This window comes from Kamptonema sp. UHCC 0994, assembly GCF_029167235.1.
Lineage (GTDB): Bacteria > Cyanobacteriota > Cyanobacteriia > Cyanobacteriales > Microcoleaceae > Kamptonema.
Genome location: NZ_JARFTR010000041.1, coordinates 1 through 16,011, shown reverse-complemented (window position 1 = coordinate 16,011; position 16,011 = coordinate 1). Strand labels below are relative to the sequence as shown.

The 16,011-nt window shown below is 43.4% G+C and carries 26 protein-coding genes and 1 tRNA gene; 21 read left to right on the top strand and 6 right to left on the bottom strand.

Features of this window, described 5'->3' with window-relative positions; genetic code table 11:
* Positions 1-204: 204 nt before the first annotated feature.
* Positions 205-552 carry a histidine triad nucleotide-binding protein gene (locus PY364_RS03755; protein ID WP_275520734.1) on the bottom strand — a complete coding sequence of 116 codons (348 nt, stop codon included), beginning with the start codon at positions 550-552 and terminating at the stop codon, positions 205-207.
* A 230-nt stretch (positions 553-782) separates the two neighbouring features.
* Between PY364_RS03755 and PY364_RS03750 the strand changes: the two genes are divergently transcribed.
* Together PY364_RS03750 and PY364_RS03745 are read left to right on the top strand one after the other, a co-directional pair.
* Positions 783-2,312: a YifB family Mg chelatase-like AAA ATPase gene (locus PY364_RS03750; protein ID WP_275520732.1), complete on the top strand. Its 1,530-nt coding sequence runs from the start codon at positions 783-785 to the stop codon at positions 2,310-2,312.
* Between the two features lie 14 nt (positions 2,313-2,326).
* Complete coding sequence (locus tag PY364_RS03745; protein WP_275520730.1) at positions 2,327-3,520, top strand: DNA cytosine methyltransferase; 1,194 nt, start codon at positions 2,327-2,329, stop codon at positions 3,518-3,520.
* Here the strand turns inward: PY364_RS03745 and PY364_RS03740 are convergent.
* From PY364_RS03740 to PY364_RS03730, 3 genes are read right to left on the bottom strand one after another with little or no spacing between them, the layout of a single operon-like run.
* Positions 3,483-3,767 (bottom strand): hypothetical protein, encoded by a 285-nt coding sequence (locus PY364_RS03740; protein WP_275520728.1) that lies wholly within the window; start codon positions 3,765-3,767, stop codon positions 3,483-3,485. The genes PY364_RS03745 and PY364_RS03740 overlap by 38 nt on opposite strands.
* A gap of 5 nt (positions 3,768-3,772) precedes the next feature.
* Positions 3,773-4,027: a hypothetical protein gene (locus PY364_RS03735; protein ID WP_275520725.1), complete on the bottom strand. Its 255-nt coding sequence runs from the start codon at positions 4,025-4,027 to the stop codon at positions 3,773-3,775.
* Positions 4,024-4,272 carry a helix-turn-helix transcriptional regulator gene (locus PY364_RS03730; RefSeq protein ID WP_007353138.1) on the bottom strand — a complete coding sequence of 83 codons (249 nt, stop codon included), beginning with the start codon at positions 4,270-4,272 and terminating at the stop codon, positions 4,024-4,026. Before PY364_RS03730 ends, PY364_RS03735 begins: the two co-directional genes overlap by 4 nt.
* A gap of 119 nt (positions 4,273-4,391) precedes the next feature.
* Here PY364_RS03730 and purB point away from each other — a divergent pair, with 119 nt between their 5' ends.
* Positions 4,392-5,687: an adenylosuccinate lyase gene (purB, locus tag PY364_RS03725; protein ID WP_275520736.1), complete on the top strand. Its 1,296-nt coding sequence runs from the start codon at positions 4,392-4,394 to the stop codon at positions 5,685-5,687.
* 110 nt (positions 5,688-5,797) lie between these two features.
* Positions 5,798-6,520, top strand: a complete 723-nt coding sequence (locus tag PY364_RS03720; RefSeq protein WP_275520723.1) for a M15 family metallopeptidase — start codon at positions 5,798-5,800, stop codon at positions 6,518-6,520.
* Between the two features lie 110 nt (positions 6,521-6,630).
* On the opposite strand, the gene PY364_RS03715 is transcribed toward PY364_RS03720, so the two are convergent.
* Together PY364_RS03715 and PY364_RS03710 are read right to left on the bottom strand one after the other, a co-directional pair.
* Positions 6,631-6,707 (bottom strand) — tRNA-Leu (locus PY364_RS03715).
* A 144-nt stretch (positions 6,708-6,851) separates the two neighbouring features.
* Positions 6,852-7,157, bottom strand: coding sequence for a helix-turn-helix transcriptional regulator (locus tag PY364_RS03710; RefSeq protein ID WP_275520721.1), 306 nt, complete (start codon positions 7,155-7,157; stop codon positions 6,852-6,854).
* Between the two features lie 130 nt (positions 7,158-7,287).
* Here PY364_RS03710 and PY364_RS03705 point away from each other — a divergent pair, with 130 nt between their 5' ends.
* The 17 genes from PY364_RS03705 to PY364_RS03625 all read left to right on the top strand — a co-directional run bounded on the left by PY364_RS03705 (position 7,288) and on the right by PY364_RS03625 (position 15,940).
* Positions 7,288-7,512 carry a hypothetical protein gene (locus tag PY364_RS03705; protein ID WP_275520719.1) on the top strand — a complete coding sequence of 75 codons (225 nt, stop codon included), beginning with the start codon at positions 7,288-7,290 and terminating at the stop codon, positions 7,510-7,512.
* Complete coding sequence (locus tag PY364_RS03700) at positions 7,509-7,658, top strand: hypothetical protein (protein ID WP_275520717.1); 150 nt, start codon at positions 7,509-7,511, stop codon at positions 7,656-7,658. The genes PY364_RS03705 and PY364_RS03700 overlap by 4 nt, the downstream gene beginning before the upstream one ends.
* A gap of 1 nt (position 7,659) precedes the next feature.
* Positions 7,660-8,253: a hypothetical protein gene (locus PY364_RS03695; RefSeq protein WP_275520714.1), complete on the top strand. Its 594-nt coding sequence runs from the start codon at positions 7,660-7,662 to the stop codon at positions 8,251-8,253.
* Positions 8,254-8,364: 111 nt separating this feature from the next.
* Positions 8,365-8,670, top strand: coding sequence for a hypothetical protein (locus PY364_RS03690; protein WP_275520711.1), 306 nt, complete (start codon positions 8,365-8,367; stop codon positions 8,668-8,670).
* Positions 8,657-9,322: a hypothetical protein gene (locus PY364_RS03685; RefSeq protein ID WP_275520709.1), complete on the top strand. Its 666-nt coding sequence runs from the start codon at positions 8,657-8,659 to the stop codon at positions 9,320-9,322. Before PY364_RS03690 ends, PY364_RS03685 begins: the two co-directional genes overlap by 14 nt.
* Positions 9,316-9,519, top strand: coding sequence for a hypothetical protein (locus PY364_RS03680; RefSeq protein WP_275520707.1), 204 nt, complete (start codon positions 9,316-9,318; stop codon positions 9,517-9,519). The genes PY364_RS03685 and PY364_RS03680 overlap by 7 nt, the downstream gene beginning before the upstream one ends.
* A gap of 2 nt (positions 9,520-9,521) precedes the next feature.
* Entirely contained in the window at positions 9,522-9,710 is a 189-nt protein-coding gene (locus PY364_RS03675) for a hypothetical protein (protein ID WP_275520705.1), read from the top strand.
* A 35-nt stretch (positions 9,711-9,745) separates the two neighbouring features.
* Positions 9,746-10,036: a hypothetical protein gene (locus PY364_RS03670; RefSeq protein ID WP_275520703.1), complete on the top strand. Its 291-nt coding sequence runs from the start codon at positions 9,746-9,748 to the stop codon at positions 10,034-10,036.
* Between the two features lie 15 nt (positions 10,037-10,051).
* Complete coding sequence (locus PY364_RS03665; RefSeq protein ID WP_275520701.1) at positions 10,052-10,336, top strand: hypothetical protein; 285 nt, start codon at positions 10,052-10,054, stop codon at positions 10,334-10,336.
* Positions 10,337-10,639 (top strand): hypothetical protein, encoded by a 303-nt coding sequence (locus PY364_RS03660; RefSeq protein WP_275520698.1) that lies wholly within the window; start codon positions 10,337-10,339, stop codon positions 10,637-10,639.
* Entirely contained in the window at positions 10,629-11,300 is a 672-nt protein-coding gene (locus PY364_RS03655) for a hypothetical protein (protein WP_275520696.1), read from the top strand. The genes PY364_RS03660 and PY364_RS03655 overlap by 11 nt, the downstream gene beginning before the upstream one ends.
* Complete coding sequence (locus PY364_RS03650) at positions 11,297-12,679, top strand: hypothetical protein (RefSeq protein WP_275520693.1); 1,383 nt, start codon at positions 11,297-11,299, stop codon at positions 12,677-12,679. The genes PY364_RS03655 and PY364_RS03650 overlap by 4 nt, the downstream gene beginning before the upstream one ends.
* A gap of 99 nt (positions 12,680-12,778) precedes the next feature.
* Positions 12,779-13,093, top strand: a complete 315-nt coding sequence (locus PY364_RS03645) for a hypothetical protein (protein WP_275520691.1) — start codon at positions 12,779-12,781, stop codon at positions 13,091-13,093.
* 4 nt (positions 13,094-13,097) lie between these two features.
* Positions 13,098-13,652: a hypothetical protein gene (locus tag PY364_RS03640; protein WP_275520689.1), complete on the top strand. Its 555-nt coding sequence runs from the start codon at positions 13,098-13,100 to the stop codon at positions 13,650-13,652.
* A 151-nt stretch (positions 13,653-13,803) separates the two neighbouring features.
* Positions 13,804-15,114, top strand: a complete 1,311-nt coding sequence (locus PY364_RS03635) for a M23 family metallopeptidase (RefSeq protein ID WP_275520687.1) — start codon at positions 13,804-13,806, stop codon at positions 15,112-15,114.
* Positions 15,114-15,320 carry a hypothetical protein gene (locus PY364_RS03630; protein WP_275520685.1) on the top strand — a complete coding sequence of 69 codons (207 nt, stop codon included), beginning with the start codon at positions 15,114-15,116 and terminating at the stop codon, positions 15,318-15,320. The genes PY364_RS03635 and PY364_RS03630 overlap by 1 nt, the downstream gene beginning before the upstream one ends.
* Positions 15,317-15,940: a glycosyl hydrolase 108 family protein gene (locus tag PY364_RS03625; RefSeq protein ID WP_275520683.1), complete on the top strand. Its 624-nt coding sequence runs from the start codon at positions 15,317-15,319 to the stop codon at positions 15,938-15,940. The genes PY364_RS03630 and PY364_RS03625 overlap by 4 nt, the downstream gene beginning before the upstream one ends.
* The last annotated feature ends 71 nt before the right edge of the window (positions 15,941-16,011 follow it).

Sequence of the window (16,011 nt, the reverse complement as noted above, 5' to 3'; positions counted from 1 at the left end):
TCGCAGAAGCGCTCCCAGACGTTAGCGCTTTCGCGCTGTTGTAAGGTAGTTGTCATGTGCTTATGATTGCTTTATGTATTTTTCAAGGTTCGGGGCGGTTTTGTGTTCCGCCATGTAAATAAGATTAACGCTTTTATTTCGGTTTGTAAACCCCCTTTAACATTAAATTTTCTTGTGAAACTCATTAGATTAACTTATGAAGTTTCAACCCGGAGGCCATGCCATCTGACGACCCCCAAGAATATGAAGATGCAGGTGGTCTACAGTCTGGCCGCCGTCAGCACCAGTATTGATGACAACACGGTAGCCGTTGCTGAGTCCCGCTGCTTCTGCAACCCGCTTGACAGTCAGCAATAAGTGACCCATCAGGGCATGGTCTTGGGACTCAGCATCGGCTAGTTTGGGAATAGGCTTTTTGGGAATCACAAGGATATGGACAGGCGCTTGTGGGTGAATATCTTTGAAAGCAAGGGCCAAATCATCCTCATAAACGATGTCTGCGGGAATTTCCCTGCGGATAATCTTGCTGAAAAGGGTATCTTGAGTTGTCATAGTTTGAAGAAAGAAGGCTTTAGTTATGTAGGAGAAAATGAAGAAGGTAAAGTTATTTCCTCATTTTCAATTTTTAGTTTCCGTTGTTAATCATAATATAATTTAGGCAAGTTTATTTGTAGCGCCGCCCTCTGGGCGGTAAGGGAACTGACCAGAGGGCGGCGTTATGGTGAACAAAATTGCGACATAATACAAAGTGACAAAAGACAGACGTAGAAGGATTGAGAATAATGTTAGCTAGGGTTTGGAGTGCATCTATTGTTGGAATCGACGCTGTAAAGGTGGGTGTTGAGGTTGATGTATCGGGAGGACTGCCTAAAATTGTGGTGGTTGGATTACCTGATACGGCTGTGCAAGAAGCCAAAGAAAGGGTAAAAGCAACTCTTAAAAATTCTGGCTATGCCTTTCCTATGCGGAGTATTGTGATTAATTTAACCCCTGCGGATTTGCGAAAGGAAGGGCCAAGTTTTGATCTGTCTATTGCTGTAGGAATTCTAGCAGCTTCGGAACAAGTTAATGGGGATTTACTAGGAGATTATTTATTTTTAGGAGAACTTTCTCTAGACGGTAGTTTGCGCCCTGTTTCGGGAGTTTTGCCCATTGCTGCTGCGGCAAAAAAAATGGGTATTGTGGGGTTAATTTTGCCGTCTGCTAATGCACAGGAAGCAGCATTAATCCAAGGTTTATTTGTTTATGGTTTTGAGAATATATTTGCCGTTACAGATTTTTTAAATAATCCACAATGCTACTCACCAGTAGAAGTAGATGCTAGAAAAGAATTGGCTACTACACACTTTAATACTTTAGATTTAAAGGATGTAAAAGGACAAGCTCATGCTCGTCGTGCCTTAGAAATTGCGGCTGCTGGTGGGCATAATTTAATTTTTGTTGGCCCTCCCGGTAGCGGGAAAACAATGTTAGCAAGACGTTTACCTGGAATCTTGCCGCCGCTGACTTTTGATGAAGCTTTAGAAGTAACTCAAATTCATTCTGTAGCGGGGTTGCTTAAGGATAGAGGAAGGCTAATTAGCGATCGTCCTTTTCGCAGTCCTCATCATTCTGCTTCTGGCCCTTCTCTTGTCGGTGGTGGGAGTTTTCCGCGTCCGGGGGAAATATCTTTAGCCCACCGGGGTGTGCTTTTTTTGGATGAATTGACAGAATTCAAACGTGATGTTTTAGAATTTTTACGACAACCGCTAGAAGATGGTCAAGTAACGATTTCACGGACAAGGCAATCTGTTATGTTTCCCGCACAATTTACTTTGGTTTCCAGTACCAATCCTTGCGCTTGCGGTTATTATGGTGATGCTATTCAACAGTGTACTTGTTCGCCGCAAAAAAGAGAGCAATACTGGGGAAAACTTTCTGGGCCTTTGATGGATAGAATTGATTTGCAAGTAGCTGTTAATCGCTTGAAACCAGAGGAAATTACGAGACAATCTACGGGTGAGGAGTCGGAACCAGTACGGGTGAGGGTGCAGGAAGCGAGAGCGCGAGCATGGGAAAGGTTTAAGTTAGAATCTAATTTGCGTTGTAATGCGGAAATGCAAAGCCGTCACATTAATAAATGGTGTCAGTTAGATGATGCTTCTCGGAATTTATTAGAAGGGGCAATTCGGAAGTTAGGATTGTCGGCGAGGGCCAGCGATCGCATTTTGAAAGTGGCTAGGACTATTGCTGATTTAGCAGGTGATGAAAGTTTGAAAAGTAATCATGTTGCGGAGGCGATTCAGTATCGTACAATAGATAGGATGCAGTAATAATAAAATGTAAGATGGAAGCAATACAATTGTCTTTGTTTTCTAGTGACAAAAATCCAATTTCAGCCCCAAGGCAAAAACAAGTAAAATTAGGACGTTATGAACGCATTCAACGTCAACTAGAAACAGATGACAGCGATCCATACAAGATATTCATTGATGTCAAATCGCCGTTATTGCCTGCATCAAGCTATACCTTTGTCGATCTTTTCTGCGGTGCAGGAGGAATGACACAAGGTTTAGTACAAGCGGGTTTTCAACCAGTAGCAAGTGTTGAAGCTAATCCCATCGCTTCTGCGACTCATCAAAAAAACTTTCCTAAGTGCCATCACTTTTGTGGGGATATAAAAAGCTTTTCTCCCCAACAATGGTTAACTCAAATCAATTCCCCCGAAGTCCATCTTGTTGTGGGTGGGCCACCATGTCAAGGTTTCTCCGTTGCGGGCAAACGTGACCCCAATGATCCTCGGAATCGTCTATTCAGAGAGTTTGTCCGCGCTGTCTCTGAAATACATCCTTGGTATGTTGTTATGGAAAATGTCCCAGGAATTTTGACAATACAGAAAGGTGCTGTTAAGAAAGCAATTTGCGAGGCTTTTGATGAAATTGGTTATCCTCATGTTTCCGTAGCAATTCTTGAATCAGCCGCTTATGGAGTACCGCAAATCCGGCCAAGAGCTATTTTTATTGCCAATAGGTTCGGGATGCACAACCCATATCCAAAACCCCAACTTTTACCTGACCAATATCAAGCGATTGAGTCAGCAATTTCTGACCTTCCAGAATACACTTCTATACCTGAAATTAACCATGAATGGACTCGCCATTCTGTTAAATATATGGAAAGACTTGCTAAGGTTCCACCAGGCGGTTCTTTGTACGAAACCTACGCAGATGCTTTCAAACGTCAATATCCTGGTAAACCTAGTATGACTGTTAAAGAAAATCACGGTGGAACTCATATCCATCCCTATCTTAATCGTGTCATTTCAGCTCGTGAAATGGCTAGATTACAAACGTTCCCCGATTCATTTATTTTTGAAGGTTCTATGAAAAAGGCCATGTGGCAAATTGGAAATGCAGTGCCACCGCGCTTAGCAGAGTGTATTGGCTATGCACTTATTCCATACTTGACTGATATTGCACTTAATAAGCCTAGCTTAGTTACTATTAAACGTCCTGAGCAGACTCAGCTAGTTTTTGATTGAGAGCATCGCGCCATGCTTCAAAATCATACCAGCCACATCCAGCGCAGCCTTCCTCAGCTTCAGCACCCCGCTGATGTATAGAAGACCATTCTTCGCCTCCCTCATACCAAAACTCGATCCCGAAAGGTGTGCCTCTTTTTTGTGTTTTGATACAGCATTCGCAACTTCTAGATTTTAGAAGGTTGTGATTGCCAGAGGCATCCTTCTTTAACAACTGAAACTTTTTCTTTATTTCAGATTCACTCATAGAGGTCAGGTGCGGTGGTTCATTGTCTCCCCAGCGTTCCATTGGAAATCGATTTCAATAACCAGACCTGGGCGCTTCCTGGTTCCGCGCTGCAATCCCTGAATCCCGCCACCACCAGCATATTGACCTGATGCTATCTGTTTTCCTTCGCACTCCCGACAGTGCCATTGTTGGTCTGAGAGGAGATTTAAAACTTTGAATTGAATTGAGTCTTGTTTTAATTGAGCTTTAATTGTTTTTGCTAAATCTTGATTGCTCATTCTATATTTTCGACCACTATTTCTAAATTATTAAGAAGATTAGAAACGGTTAGGTCTAGACCCTTAGCAAGACTTGTAAGTGCAGTAAGGGAAGGATTTCTTACTCCGCGTTCCACTCCAGATATATAAGTGCGGTCTAAGTTAGCCCGCAGTCCGAGTTCTTCTTGCGAAATTCCCAAAGCCGTCCTGCGTTGCCTTACGAGATGACCTAAAGCACGAAGAATCTTTTTTTTCGATTGATTCATGTGCCAATTGTGAATCTCTATGGACTATCAGTCTACGGACGATGTGTCACATATTTGTAAATATCAATTGTCGGCCCATTAGACATACAATAAGACAGTTGTATTCTCCAGCCCCAACCGTGATCGATCGCTACACTCTGCCCGAAATGGGCGAAATCTGGACTGATACCAATAAACTAAGAACTTGGCTGCAAGTAGAAATCGCAGTCTGCGAAGCACAAGCCGAACTCGGCTACATTCCCGCCGATGCAGTGGAAGAAATCATAGCTAAGGCTAATTTCGACCCCAAGCGTGTCCTAGAAATTGAAGCCGAAGTCCGTCACGATGTCATCGCATTTTTGACAAATGTGAATGAATATGTAGGTGATGCCGGTCGCTATATTCACCTAGGTTTAACGAGCTCTGATGTCGTAGATACCGCTTTGGCGCTGCAACTTGTTGCCAGTGCTGATATCTTGCTCGAACGCCTAGAATGTTTGAGCCAAGCTATTCGCTATCAGGCTCAAAAACACCGCGATACTGTGATGGTAGGACGCTCTCACGGGATTCACGCTGAACCGATTACTTTTGGGTTTAAACTAGCAGGATGGTTGGCAGAAGTTTGCCGTAATCGTGAAAGATTGGTGCGAGTTCGCTCTTCTATTGCTGTGGGTAAAATATCCGGTGCAGTCGGAACTTATGCTAATATTGACCCCAAGGTAGAAGCCATTTCTTGCCAAAATCTGGGACTAGAACCTGATACTGCATCTACTCAGGTAATTTCGCGCGATCGCCACGCCGAATATGTCCAAACTTTAGCTCTGATAGCTGCATCTATCGAGCGTTTTGCCGTAGAAATTCGTAATCTCCAACGCACAGATGTTCTGGAAGTTGAAGAATACTTTTCTAAAGGGCAAAAAGGCTCTTCAGCTATGCCTCATAAACGCAACCCTATCCGCTCTGAACGGCTGACAGGACTAGCAAGAATTATCAGAGGTCATGCCGTCGCGGCCTTAGAAAACGTTGCTTTATGGCACGAACGGGATATCTCTCACAGTTCCGTAGAACGGATAATTTTGCCGGAAGCTTCGACCTTAACTCACTTCATGTTATCGGAAATTACTGACTTAGTGAAAAACTTGCTGGTTTATCCAGAAAACATGAAGCGGAACATGAACGTTTACGGAGGAGTTATCTTTAGCCAGCGGGTGCTGTTAGCCTTAGTAGAAAAAGGAATGAATCGGGAAGAAGCTTACAAGATTGTTCAATCTTGTGCTCACGAAGCCTGGAACAAAGATTCAGGGGATTTTCACAATTTAATTGCCCAAAATAGCCACGTTACCACTTATTTGACCGCAACGGAAATTCAAGATTGCTTCGATCCGCAGTATCAACTGAGACATTTAGATCAAATTTATCAACGTTTAGGAATCTGAGAAAACATTAAATAATTAAAAGTTAAAAATGAAAGAAAATAACTCTTTCATTTTTAGTTTTTAATTATTAACTTCAATTCCCGCTAACAACTAACAACGAATAACCAACTATGAAATTGAGTAGCTTTGGTAAATATTTAATAGTATTCCTGGTCGTGCTGTTATCTGTAACGGGGCTAAACTTGACAATTATCCGGGCAGCCGATTCAGCTAGATTAATAACTGCTCAAGCTTCACCAACCTCAGAAACAACTGAAAGTATGGCACTTTATCAAGTTCCTAGTTGGGCAAGAATGATTGACATTCGCACAGTAAATCCTAACATTCGCCTAGATATTCGCTATGCCACAACCAATAATTTCTTAAAGAGAAAACTGTACTCTGTAGCGCGATGTGCTTTGAGAGCAAGTGTTGCTCAAAGGCTGTCGCGAGTTCAAGAAAATGTCCAAAAAATTGGACTTAGTTTGAAAGTTTATGACTGCTACAGACCACTATCAGTTACTAAGCAAATGTGGGCAGCTATGCCAGACTCGCGTTACGTTGCTAATCCTGCTAAAGGTTCGCGGCATAATCGCGGTGCTGCTGTCGATCTTACCCTCGTAGATCGTAGTGGTAAAGAATTAGAAATGCCTACAGTATTTGATGATTTTACTGAAAAAGCTCATAGAGATTATCAAGGTGGTAGCGTTCAATCCAGGAAAAATAGCCAACTACTTGAAAGGGTGATGGCCGCAGAGGGATTTGTCTCACTCTCTACAGAATGGTGGCATTTTGACTCAAAAGATTGGGAAAAATTTTCACTTCTTGATGTACCACTTCAAGCAATTCCTTAAATTATACTAATTCTGAAAATATTGCTACCATTCTTTAGTATAAGAATGAAGTGATTAGTAAAAAGACTGTTAAAACGCCAAAACCTGCTCCAAAAAGCAGGTTTTGACCATCGGAGCGGCGGGATTTGAACCCACGACCCCTACTACCCCAAAGTAGCTGCCAAAACCGTGAAACCGTTACACTACATTAATCATAGCTATTGTCAATAATTGATATATCAATTATATCATTTTTTTTGGAGGGGGAAGGAAAAATATTGGTGACAGGCATTTGCCGTTCAAAATTGGGTTTAGGGTTATCGGCAGGTGGTTGGTGTCTGACAACCTTTAGTTACATTATTTGCACAATTTTTTGAGAGTTTAAACAAAGCAATTCAGGCAAAGGGACTTCTAGCACCCCACACAACCCCTTGGCCAACTCAGGGGAGATTCCTTTAACTTCGGGGTCTAATTCCATTCTGGACAAATACTGCCTCGACACTGTTACCCCTTGTTGTGAAAGCCTTCGGTTCAACTCCGAGAGTGTCAGAGGATATTCCTTTCTGAGTTCCTTGAGCCGTTTGCGTCTTTCCTCCGTCCATCGAATTGATAAAATTTCCGATAAAGGCATCATAACTATTTCATCTTGGGTTTCCATTTATAGTAACTAAAAGTTGATAAATATCGCTTTTCAGTGCTACTATCAATTGCAGTAGACCGCTATCGACTAAAATGCCCCCGCGTGTTAGAGCACCGGGAGCGTGGACACAAACTAACGGAAGCACTTTATGTCAAAACTATTATATTCCGAACCGATGGCTCTCACCGTTATTGAATTCAAGCAAAAAACTCACTTTTCCTGGGAGCAAATCGCCAACTTAACGGGAGCGAACAAGAGAACCCTGATGCGATACCGCAAATGGGAAGAAGACCTTGATACCGACCGCCTCAAGGATTCCTACCACCAATTTAAGAAGCACCTTGCTCTGATTTACAAAGCAATGACAGCGTGACACTACAAATATTAAAAAGTGACAGCGTGACATTTACCCGTCCTAGTAGGCGGGTTTATTTTTGGCGTATAGGCAAAAACCAATCCTGTCGTCGCGACTGGAAATCTGGCGGCAGGATTGGCACTCCCAAAACTCAGGAGCATTGAAATGATAACAGACTGTCCAGATTGCGATCGCGACAACGGGCATGGCGGCCGACTAACGCCAAAAGTTCACTTTCACCTTGCTATAGGGAATTACACCATTCAAGAGGTGGCTGGTATCGCTTACCTATATGCACCATCGGGAATGTACCAATTCTCAGCCGGCTTGGGGGACACTGACCGCGCATTATCGGCAACACCTGAAATTCTCAGTCGGGTAGTCGCGCACTTGCAAAAATTCAACGGGCGAACCATTTTCCCTACGACTTTTGCACAAGCTGTGTTCGCAATTGAGCAGCAATCGCAGCCACCCACACCGATGATGGATTGGGGGAATAATCTCAGCAAAGCGTTTGCTGTCGGCATCGGTGTAGCAATCGCAATCATCGTCGCCACAACCCCTGCCGTCGCCCAGTGCAAACAACCTCCTACTCAAGCCGAAATTGATGCCATGCCAACCGTGTACCAAGAAGGCATGACTGACGAACAAATTGAAGAAGCACTCCAAAAAGTGATGCCTGAATTTGGTTTCTGTGCTGATGGAAAAAACAAGGATAAACCAATCTGCCAACCCAATTCAGATGGGGATAACGGCTAATTTTTTTTGCTCTATCCGTGAGCTAATTATAAGTTCCTTTTAATTAGCTCACGAAACAATCAGGGTTTCAGCCCAAGTAGCTCACAGTTCCTAGAAATTAGCTCACAGGAGATGCCAACTCCAACGCCCAGAAAGCCTGTAGAAGTTGAGGTCGCAGGCAGACCGAAAAAAGTTTGGTATCGATACCAACTTCGGAAGGCAATGAAAATATCCGAACCCACATTCAAAAGGCGGTTGATGTTACTGCAAGAAGAATGTCCAGAGTTCCAATATCGACCATATCTCAGAGAGTTTTCTGGCTTTCAAGGTTGGTGTTTATTAACACTTGAAAGCTGGATTAAAGAAGCCAATTACTGCATTTATTCGGTTCGTAAACGATTAGAAGAAGAAGGATTGCCAACCCATGAATACAACTGAAATAACCGAACAGATTGAATCTAATCAAGACAAATTTGACCTAAATATTGACCGTCGAGACATCAAAAGCAAATGGGGATTGCCCAAGGTTTCAGATGTCACTAACGCCCGCAAAGCACTAGGACAACCCGACTGGCAAAATTCTAGAATGTCTGAGGCTGATGCTACCGAATTAAACCAGTATTTCTCCTTAGTTTTAGACAAAAAACTCTCCCCTGACGATGCCATTTTACAAATAGCATCATCCCGAAACGGTCGGGCGGCTTATTGCAACGAAATCGACCCAGATGCTATAGCTAAACCTTCTGATGCCAAACGAGACGAAACTGAAGACAAAGGTGCAGCCATTCAAGCGATTCAAGAGGCTACACAGCAAGGAAATATTGGATTAGCTGAAGCCGGCTCACAAATGGCACTAACCAATATGCAATCTCTCAAGGTTGGTTATGCCCAAACTTTAGTAGCTGAAATGTCCGATTTTGGTAATGCTTTGCGAAGCAACTTGACAGTGTTGGCGGAGGCATCAGCAGCAACCCCTTTGGACTTGAGAGCGGCTTCGCTGCCTACTGCCCAATTATCCCAACCAGTCGAAAGTCGCCGTCTGGAACCCCACAAAGCGACACAGAATCAACTATCAAAGGGGCTTTGGTAGCAGAGAAAAACGCCTTATCTGAAGTCTATTTTCAGATAGGGTCACTATTCGCTACTGAGCGTTTAGAAAGAGTAAAAAGTGAACGATTCTTGATTGTTTTGTTGGTTTTCACTCTTTCTAAATTGCAGGAGAGACGGGATTTCAAAGAAAGTCTGTTTGAAGGCCTTGTTGATTGGTTAAATACAGGAGGATGGTAAGCATGACTGACACATATTTAGTAACGGAAGAATCGAAACTAGGCGATGTAATGATGTGTACACTTCCGTTCTCGCGCATCCAGCAAAAGTATCCACAAGCTGTTGAAGAATTGGGACAATGCGGTGCATGGACTGGGTTTTATCTTGATAAGCGAGGCATCAAAATTGATGTCAATATCAAAAAGAAATAACAGCACTAAGTTGATTAGCCATACAGGAGGATGAGATGAATAACAATAGCTACGTAAAAGTAAGAAGAAGCGACGCTCTTGCTGAATTGCAGAGGCAAACAAGGTCTCGAAATATAAAGGGGTTAATTTATACCGTTTATTTTCAGGTTGTAAATTCTCAGGGAATTCACAACTACAACGGGGGGACTATTAGCGGACTTACAAGCTTTTCTTCTAGTATTGAATTGTCTCCGCCAGAGATTAAGCAGGCTATTAGAAACAGAATCGAAGAAAAAATAGGGGCGATTACACTCCTAACAGTAATTGAAGTGGATTTATTGGGGTAAATGAGGGCAGAAAAGATGGATTTTGATGAGAGTTTGTTGCCAGTTTTTTCTAAACGCAAAAACTTTGGTGAGATTCGCGGAATTAATCCTGACAATTGGAGATATGTTTACGCTATTGTCTACGTTGACAATAATAATGAAATATCCACAGAATTGTTTAGCAATAATCCGCTTTCATATCAACAAATAGAGACTTTACTTCGTGAATTGTGTGACGCAGCTAGGAACGAGCTTAACGAGGATTCATGTTTCATCAAGATGGTTAGCTTAAACCAACTAAAGCCAAAAGGGGAAGCTTAAATGATAGACAGAATTGTAATTACAACTTGGGGGGGGATTGCAGGCATATCAGTCGGTGTAATTGTTATCTTTGCCCAATTGCAAAGCAGCTATTACGCCACATTATTAACAATATGCGGCGTTTCTGGTGCGGCTGGAGCTAATGCCAGCTATGCCATTGGGAAAAGAAAAAAAGGGATTGGCAATCCAGAAATAGAACGAGCAATCGGCGTTATCTCTGAAAGATATGCCCTTGAAAGAAATAGTCAAAAAGTGTTGGTAGCCCTTGAGGAATTTAAGGAGGAATTGAGAAATGGAAACTGATTTTGAGGAGATGGAGACACCTAAAAACACAAAACGTGATGCCATAATAGCTAAAGTATTATGGGGTGCAGCGATACTAGGAACAGTAACAATGATTCTCCCAATTATGGGACAATTATTGTCAAATCAACCCAAAAAGATAGGGGAGCCAGTCGCAATCAAACCACCTGCTGAATCGGTGATTGAAGCAACAGAAAAAAATAGCTCAATCGCCAGAAATGAAGCTTGGACAAAAGTTCAGGCAACGTGCCAGACAGGGTTACAATCTGAGTTCGCCAACACCGACAGAGAATTAGAATTAGGTCGCGCTCAACGATGGCAGGCTGAAGCCAGAAATCAGGCAGTTAAACAAAAGATTACCGAGTACGAATGGCTCACAAATGCCTATTTAGCATATTCTGGAAGATTGCAAGAATTCACCAAATCTGGGCAATTTCCGACTGATGCTAATTCCGCCAATAAATACCGAGAACTAAAGGCGATTCTCTCTGATATTGCAACCGCGCTATCAACATCTGGAGCGGCTTTGCGGCCAACAATTGTCACCGAGGATTTGAACAACGCTGTTGATTCTTGTTACGAATCAGCGGTTGCTTACCAGAATTTAAGAAGCAATCACACCGAGGAGATTGGCGGTTCCAACCAAGGAGAAACACCATGAGAAGAGATAAATTATTGGCAATTGCCTTGCTAGGAATTGGCTCTCCCTTTCTGCTTTGGGCATCTAATCTTCCGGCTTCTACTTATTGCCAAATAGATGAAGAGAATAATCAAGTTATAGCAATAGGCAAAAAATCAGACGCTTTTCCATTATTGCTATTGGCAGGATTAGCTCAAGGTGCAGCGGCTGGTTATTTGTTTTGGAGTGATTTGAAAAAGGATAATCAGCAGCGCTCCATCGGGGAAAGCAAACCTATTGGTAGCCTCCCCCAATCCATCGTTCAAGAATTAGATTTGGGGAGCAATGTTATTCGATTTCCTGAGCCTGAAACAGTTGCGGCGAACCCGTTTGTATCCGCCAATTTTCAAAGCCTTAATAGCTTAAAATCGCAGACTCAATCAGAGGATTGGATTAAAAATATGGTCTTTGATGAAAATGACGAATTAAAAACCGTTCACTATCACTTATCCGGCCCAACAGGAACAGGCAAAACCACGTTAGGTGAGCATTTGATGGGTTTAATTCGAGGCGACAGCAAAGATGCCTCTTATTACCTAATAAACCCCAAACATCTCGCTAACAAACCCTCGTGGAGTTTCCCCCCTTTCGTAAAGGATATTGACCAGGCTTTAGAAGGGATTGAATATTGTGCTGATTTAGTAAAAAAACGGGTGGCTGACCCAGATTTTTACCCTGACACAGCACCGCCAATTTTTGTGATTGTTGATGAGTGGGACTGGATTTTTGGGGTTTATAAAGCCCGTGCTGTAAACGCTATCCGTACTATTTTCAAGGTAGGTCGAGAAGTTAAAGTTTATCTGTTTGTTTGCGGCCAGTCGGCACAGGCTCAAGGGACGGGATTAAACGGCACGGACTACCGACAAATGGCACGGATTGTATTAGGAACCGAGGCTATCGCATTTTTAGATAACCCTCAGTTTATCTACAAAAACAAACAGGAATTGTATCCTCTTGCTGAAAATTATCAGGAATCTAAGACTCGGTACGCGCTGAGAATTCCGATGGAAGGATTGCCAAAAATCAAAACGATTCCGCATATTTCAAAGCCCACAATCGAAGTAAAACAACTCGATACTCTTGAACAATCTTTACCCAAAGATTTGAGAGCGATTCTGAATCTTGCTGTAAAAAGGGGCGGTGAAGTCAACAGCCGAATCGCTCAACAAGCAAAATTACCGGAATGCGAAGGGATGAATGCCGAGGATTTCCGTTACGCTTTTTCAGACCTTCAATCGTTAGGAAAAGGCGTTGTCGAAGGCGATGGTGCGATGCTGATTTTCAGGGTGTTGGATGTTGGGGAAGAAGCCGATACCCCATCTCCAACACCAGGAAGGGTATCTTTCCCAACAATGGGGTAAACCGCCCAACAGTTATGGGGCAAAGGTTATAGGCTCCAACAGTTTCCAACAAATTTCACGGTTGTTGGTTGTTAACTATTAGTAAATCAGGAGGGAAATATGGGCGGAAGAGATGAAAATATCATCGCGTATCTGTGGAAGATTGCCACGTCTGAAAATTCTTTAATGTCGTTTTGGGGATGGGTTGCTATTTTTTTATTAGGCTGTTCCTATTTTGGAGGTTTTTCCTTTTGGAATGGTTTGCAAGGTAAAGATTGCGGTGCGGATTTTGGTTCAGGTTCCGATATTCCGTTCAGAGCCGCTGGTCGGGCAGGTTGTTTTGTCCGGTCAATTGGCGAAATCATTTTTCCTGAAAATGCTGCACCAACACCAACACGGTCAGGCAGCGTAGTTCGTCCGCCAAAAGCGCCGTAATGCCATGATTAATCGACTATTTCAACTAACAGCAACTCTGACTTTATTGGTTTTATTGGCTGGAATTGTTGCCGCCGTGATGACGGGTTCTTCTAAAGCTTTTGAGCCAGCACCAGTGTTCACATGGTTGGGATTGATGAAATCGACGACAACGGAGGCTTGGGAAAAATCAGGACAGCCTCAAACTAACCCAGAACCGATTGACAAAGTAGTTGCCGCTGCCGTGCAACGAGGAGGGAAAGCAACCCAGGGGATTTTAAAACAAACCCCTGCTGGCCAATCTAGAGCCGATACTGGCAAGCCTGACCCCCGTTTAGCAATTTGCCGGATAGGTTCTGTAGAGTCACAAAATGCCAGAGATTTACCGTTCGCGTTGTCGGCATCTTTCAAGAAATCAACTGAATCTATCAAATACAAATCATTGATGGAAATCCAAGCGAAATTAGGTTTGCCTGCCTGCAATTCAGGCAAATCTTGGCGGTATTTGGTCAGCGGTGGAAGGGCAATTGATGCTACGGAAAGTCAGGAAAAAATTGAATTTAGATTTACAGGATTTTAGGAGAAAAACAAATGATTACACCGTTTCCAGAGTTTATTGACAATCTTTGGGTTTCGCTTCAAACCCTAGACAGCATTCCCTACATCACTGCTGAAAAGAGTCGTAGAAAAACAGCATGAAAAAAGAGCGATTGAAAGTAAAAAATTAGATTATGGTATCCCTCAAAAAAACTCAAAAAACAATTGAATGGCTGAATTCCAAACCTGCCGATAAATGGGCAAAAAAGACCGAAGCTGAATTAGCTGATAAATTTTTAGCCCCCGTCAAACAGGTACAGGAAGATTTAGCCAAATTTAAAGAACTCTGGATAAAGATTGAATTGGCGAAGTGTTCGCAGAAAACAAACCTAACTTTACTGTGGTTGATTTTTGCGTGTGTCGCGTACATTAATGTTTTGCACCCGTTAGTTATCGGTAGCATTAAAGCCACATCTACCCCAATTAAAGAAACAGTGGAAAAAGCGCAACGATTTGGCAATTGGCTAGTAGGCAACTCCTCTGCTCACGAAGCTTTAGCTAGAGCTTTTGAAGCAGAAGTCGGTAAAGTTTATCAGCCCCGCGCAGGTGAAGTTCCTGGCCCTTATTGTTCGTTTTTCATGTGGTCGGTTTTTGACAAGATGGGTTGGAAATTACCCACCACAAAACAACCGATTGACAAAGGTTTGCGCGGTCTGACACCTGGCAGAGGATTGGCCGCATCTTGGGGCGCTGATATGGCGGTAGGAGAGATTAATCGCGATGCTTCCAAGGTAAAACGAGGGCAAGTAGTTCTGTGGACAGGAACCTACGGGAATTTTGGGGCGGGTGCAATCACCCATGTCGGATTTGCTGTTAAAGATGCTGAGTCCAATAGGCAAGCAGAAATTGTGGATAAAGGGAGTGCGGCGGTGATTAAACGTCGGTCAACCACCGCCCCTGGAGGCCAGTTTGTGGCTTCATTTTTCCCCAAAGTCCCTGATGCGATCGCAGCTAAATATCCCCAGCAATCAAGCAATAGTTCGAGTGGCAATGCTGATTTTAAATTTAGTGGAGCGCTCAGTCAGCCCCCTCAAGTCGGTAATGCGATCGCTGGCTACAAAGTGACAAGTGGATTCGGCCCCCGTGTCGCTCCAGTGGCGGGAGCTTCCACGTACCACTATGGGGTGGATGTTGGCACACCGGTTGGGACTTCACTTTACGCTATCGGCACACCGGGGAAGAAAGTTAAGGTGCGGTGTTGGAACGACGCTAAAGGCGGCGGGTTGGTTGCTAGCTACGAAACTGGCGGCATTGCTTTTGACTATCTCCACCTAAGCAAGTGTGCCGATGGCGAGCACGCAGTGGGTTCGATTATTGCTCAATCAGGCAATAGTGGCATCGGTACTGGAGCCCATTTGCATTTCCAGCAAAGGGACAGCACTGGTAAAAAAGTCCCACCTGAGTCGGGACTTATTTGGTGGTCGTTAACAGGGAGGAAACCGTGATGAGATATAGAGTGACCGAGGAGTGGAAGCCTACTTTCTTGGGGAAGGATAGGGAGACGTTTATTATCGATTACAGCGAGTTAACACGGCGTTTTCCTGATGCAATTAAATCGTTACAAACTGTGAGCAAAGTGATTCTGAATCGCATAAGATTGTCTGGCCTTCCTAGCAAAATAATGATTGAGAAAATAGAGGAAGACAAATGAAAGAGGCAAGGATTGAAGAGATTGAGATGCCGCTAGATTATTCAATTTGGCAAACAGTCCTGCTTTTGGCAATCGCAGGATGCGTAATTGCTCCCGGCTGGATTGTTGACGGTTCTAAACGGGCGATTAACGCAATTGTTCCGGGGGCGCATTTACAAGTTGACCCGGAGCCTTTGCAGATAAATAATGCTGGTGGGTTAGTCAGCGCTGCGGCCGCAGCAATCCCTCAAAATAATTCTGCTGATGGTGGCACGAATTTCGACAAAGCTTTTGCTTTTGCCCGTAAGTGGGAAGGCGGTTATGCCAATGTAGCGGGGGATGCTGGGGGAAAAACTTATGGTGGGATTACCGAGGCAACGGCCCGCAGAAATGGGATATCAGACCCCAGGCAATTAACCGGCAATGAGGGGCGGATTAAGGAAATTTACCGCAAAGACTATTGGGATAACGCCAAGTGCGACCGCTTCAAAACAATTATCGGCGCTACCACTTGTCTCGACACAGCAATTAATTATGGTTCGGCTTTTTTAAGATATAATTTCTTTTCTAAATGCCCAGAATCCAGGCTCTTTCGTACTTACTATGCTAAAATATTAGTAAATAATTGGTATCAAAGTTAATTATGAAAAAGATAATGACCAAACTGCTAAACCTACCCGGAGTTATAGTAGAAGACAGCAGACAAACAGAT

Coding starts and splice junctions, on each gene's coding strand:
- PY364_RS03755 (WP_275520734.1), bottom strand. CDS start 552: ATGACAACTCAAGATACCCTTTTCAGCAAGATTATCCGCAGGGAAATT.
- PY364_RS03750 (WP_275520732.1), top strand. CDS start 783: ATGTTAGCTAGGGTTTGGAGTGCATCTATTGTTGGAATCGACGCTGTA.
- PY364_RS03745 (WP_275520730.1), top strand. CDS start 2,327: ATGGAAGCAATACAATTGTCTTTGTTTTCTAGTGACAAAAATCCAATT.
- PY364_RS03740 (WP_275520728.1), bottom strand. CDS start 3,767: ATGAGTGAATCTGAAATAAAGAAAAAGTTTCAGTTGTTAAAGAAGGAT.
- PY364_RS03735 (WP_275520725.1), bottom strand. CDS start 4,027: ATGAGCAATCAAGATTTAGCAAAAACAATTAAAGCTCAATTAAAACAA.
- PY364_RS03730 (WP_007353138.1), bottom strand. CDS start 4,272: ATGAATCAATCGAAAAAAAAGATTCTTCGTGCTTTAGGTCATCTCGTA.
- PY364_RS03720 (WP_275520723.1), top strand. CDS start 5,798: ATGAAATTGAGTAGCTTTGGTAAATATTTAATAGTATTCCTGGTCGTG.
- PY364_RS03710 (WP_275520721.1), bottom strand. CDS start 7,157: ATGGAAACCCAAGATGAAATAGTTATGATGCCTTTATCGGAAATTTTA.
- PY364_RS03705 (WP_275520719.1), top strand. CDS start 7,288: ATGTCAAAACTATTATATTCCGAACCGATGGCTCTCACCGTTATTGAA.
- PY364_RS03695 (WP_275520714.1), top strand. CDS start 7,660: ATGATAACAGACTGTCCAGATTGCGATCGCGACAACGGGCATGGCGGC.
- PY364_RS03690 (WP_275520711.1), top strand. CDS start 8,365: ATGCCAACTCCAACGCCCAGAAAGCCTGTAGAAGTTGAGGTCGCAGGC.
- PY364_RS03685 (WP_275520709.1), top strand. CDS start 8,657: ATGAATACAACTGAAATAACCGAACAGATTGAATCTAATCAAGACAAA.
- PY364_RS03675 (WP_275520705.1), top strand. CDS start 9,522: ATGACTGACACATATTTAGTAACGGAAGAATCGAAACTAGGCGATGTA.
- PY364_RS03670 (WP_275520703.1), top strand. CDS start 9,746: ATGAATAACAATAGCTACGTAAAAGTAAGAAGAAGCGACGCTCTTGCT.
- PY364_RS03665 (WP_275520701.1), top strand. CDS start 10,052: ATGGATTTTGATGAGAGTTTGTTGCCAGTTTTTTCTAAACGCAAAAAC.
- PY364_RS03660 (WP_275520698.1), top strand. CDS start 10,337: ATGATAGACAGAATTGTAATTACAACTTGGGGGGGGATTGCAGGCATA.
- PY364_RS03655 (WP_275520696.1), top strand. CDS start 10,629: ATGGAAACTGATTTTGAGGAGATGGAGACACCTAAAAACACAAAACGT.
- PY364_RS03650 (WP_275520693.1), top strand. CDS start 11,297: ATGAGAAGAGATAAATTATTGGCAATTGCCTTGCTAGGAATTGGCTCT.
- PY364_RS03645 (WP_275520691.1), top strand. CDS start 12,779: ATGGGCGGAAGAGATGAAAATATCATCGCGTATCTGTGGAAGATTGCC.
- PY364_RS03640 (WP_275520689.1), top strand. CDS start 13,098: ATGATTAATCGACTATTTCAACTAACAGCAACTCTGACTTTATTGGTT.
- PY364_RS03635 (WP_275520687.1), top strand. CDS start 13,804: ATGGTATCCCTCAAAAAAACTCAAAAAACAATTGAATGGCTGAATTCC.
- PY364_RS03630 (WP_275520685.1), top strand. CDS start 15,114: ATGAGATATAGAGTGACCGAGGAGTGGAAGCCTACTTTCTTGGGGAAG.
- PY364_RS03625 (WP_275520683.1), top strand. CDS start 15,317: ATGAAAGAGGCAAGGATTGAAGAGATTGAGATGCCGCTAGATTATTCA.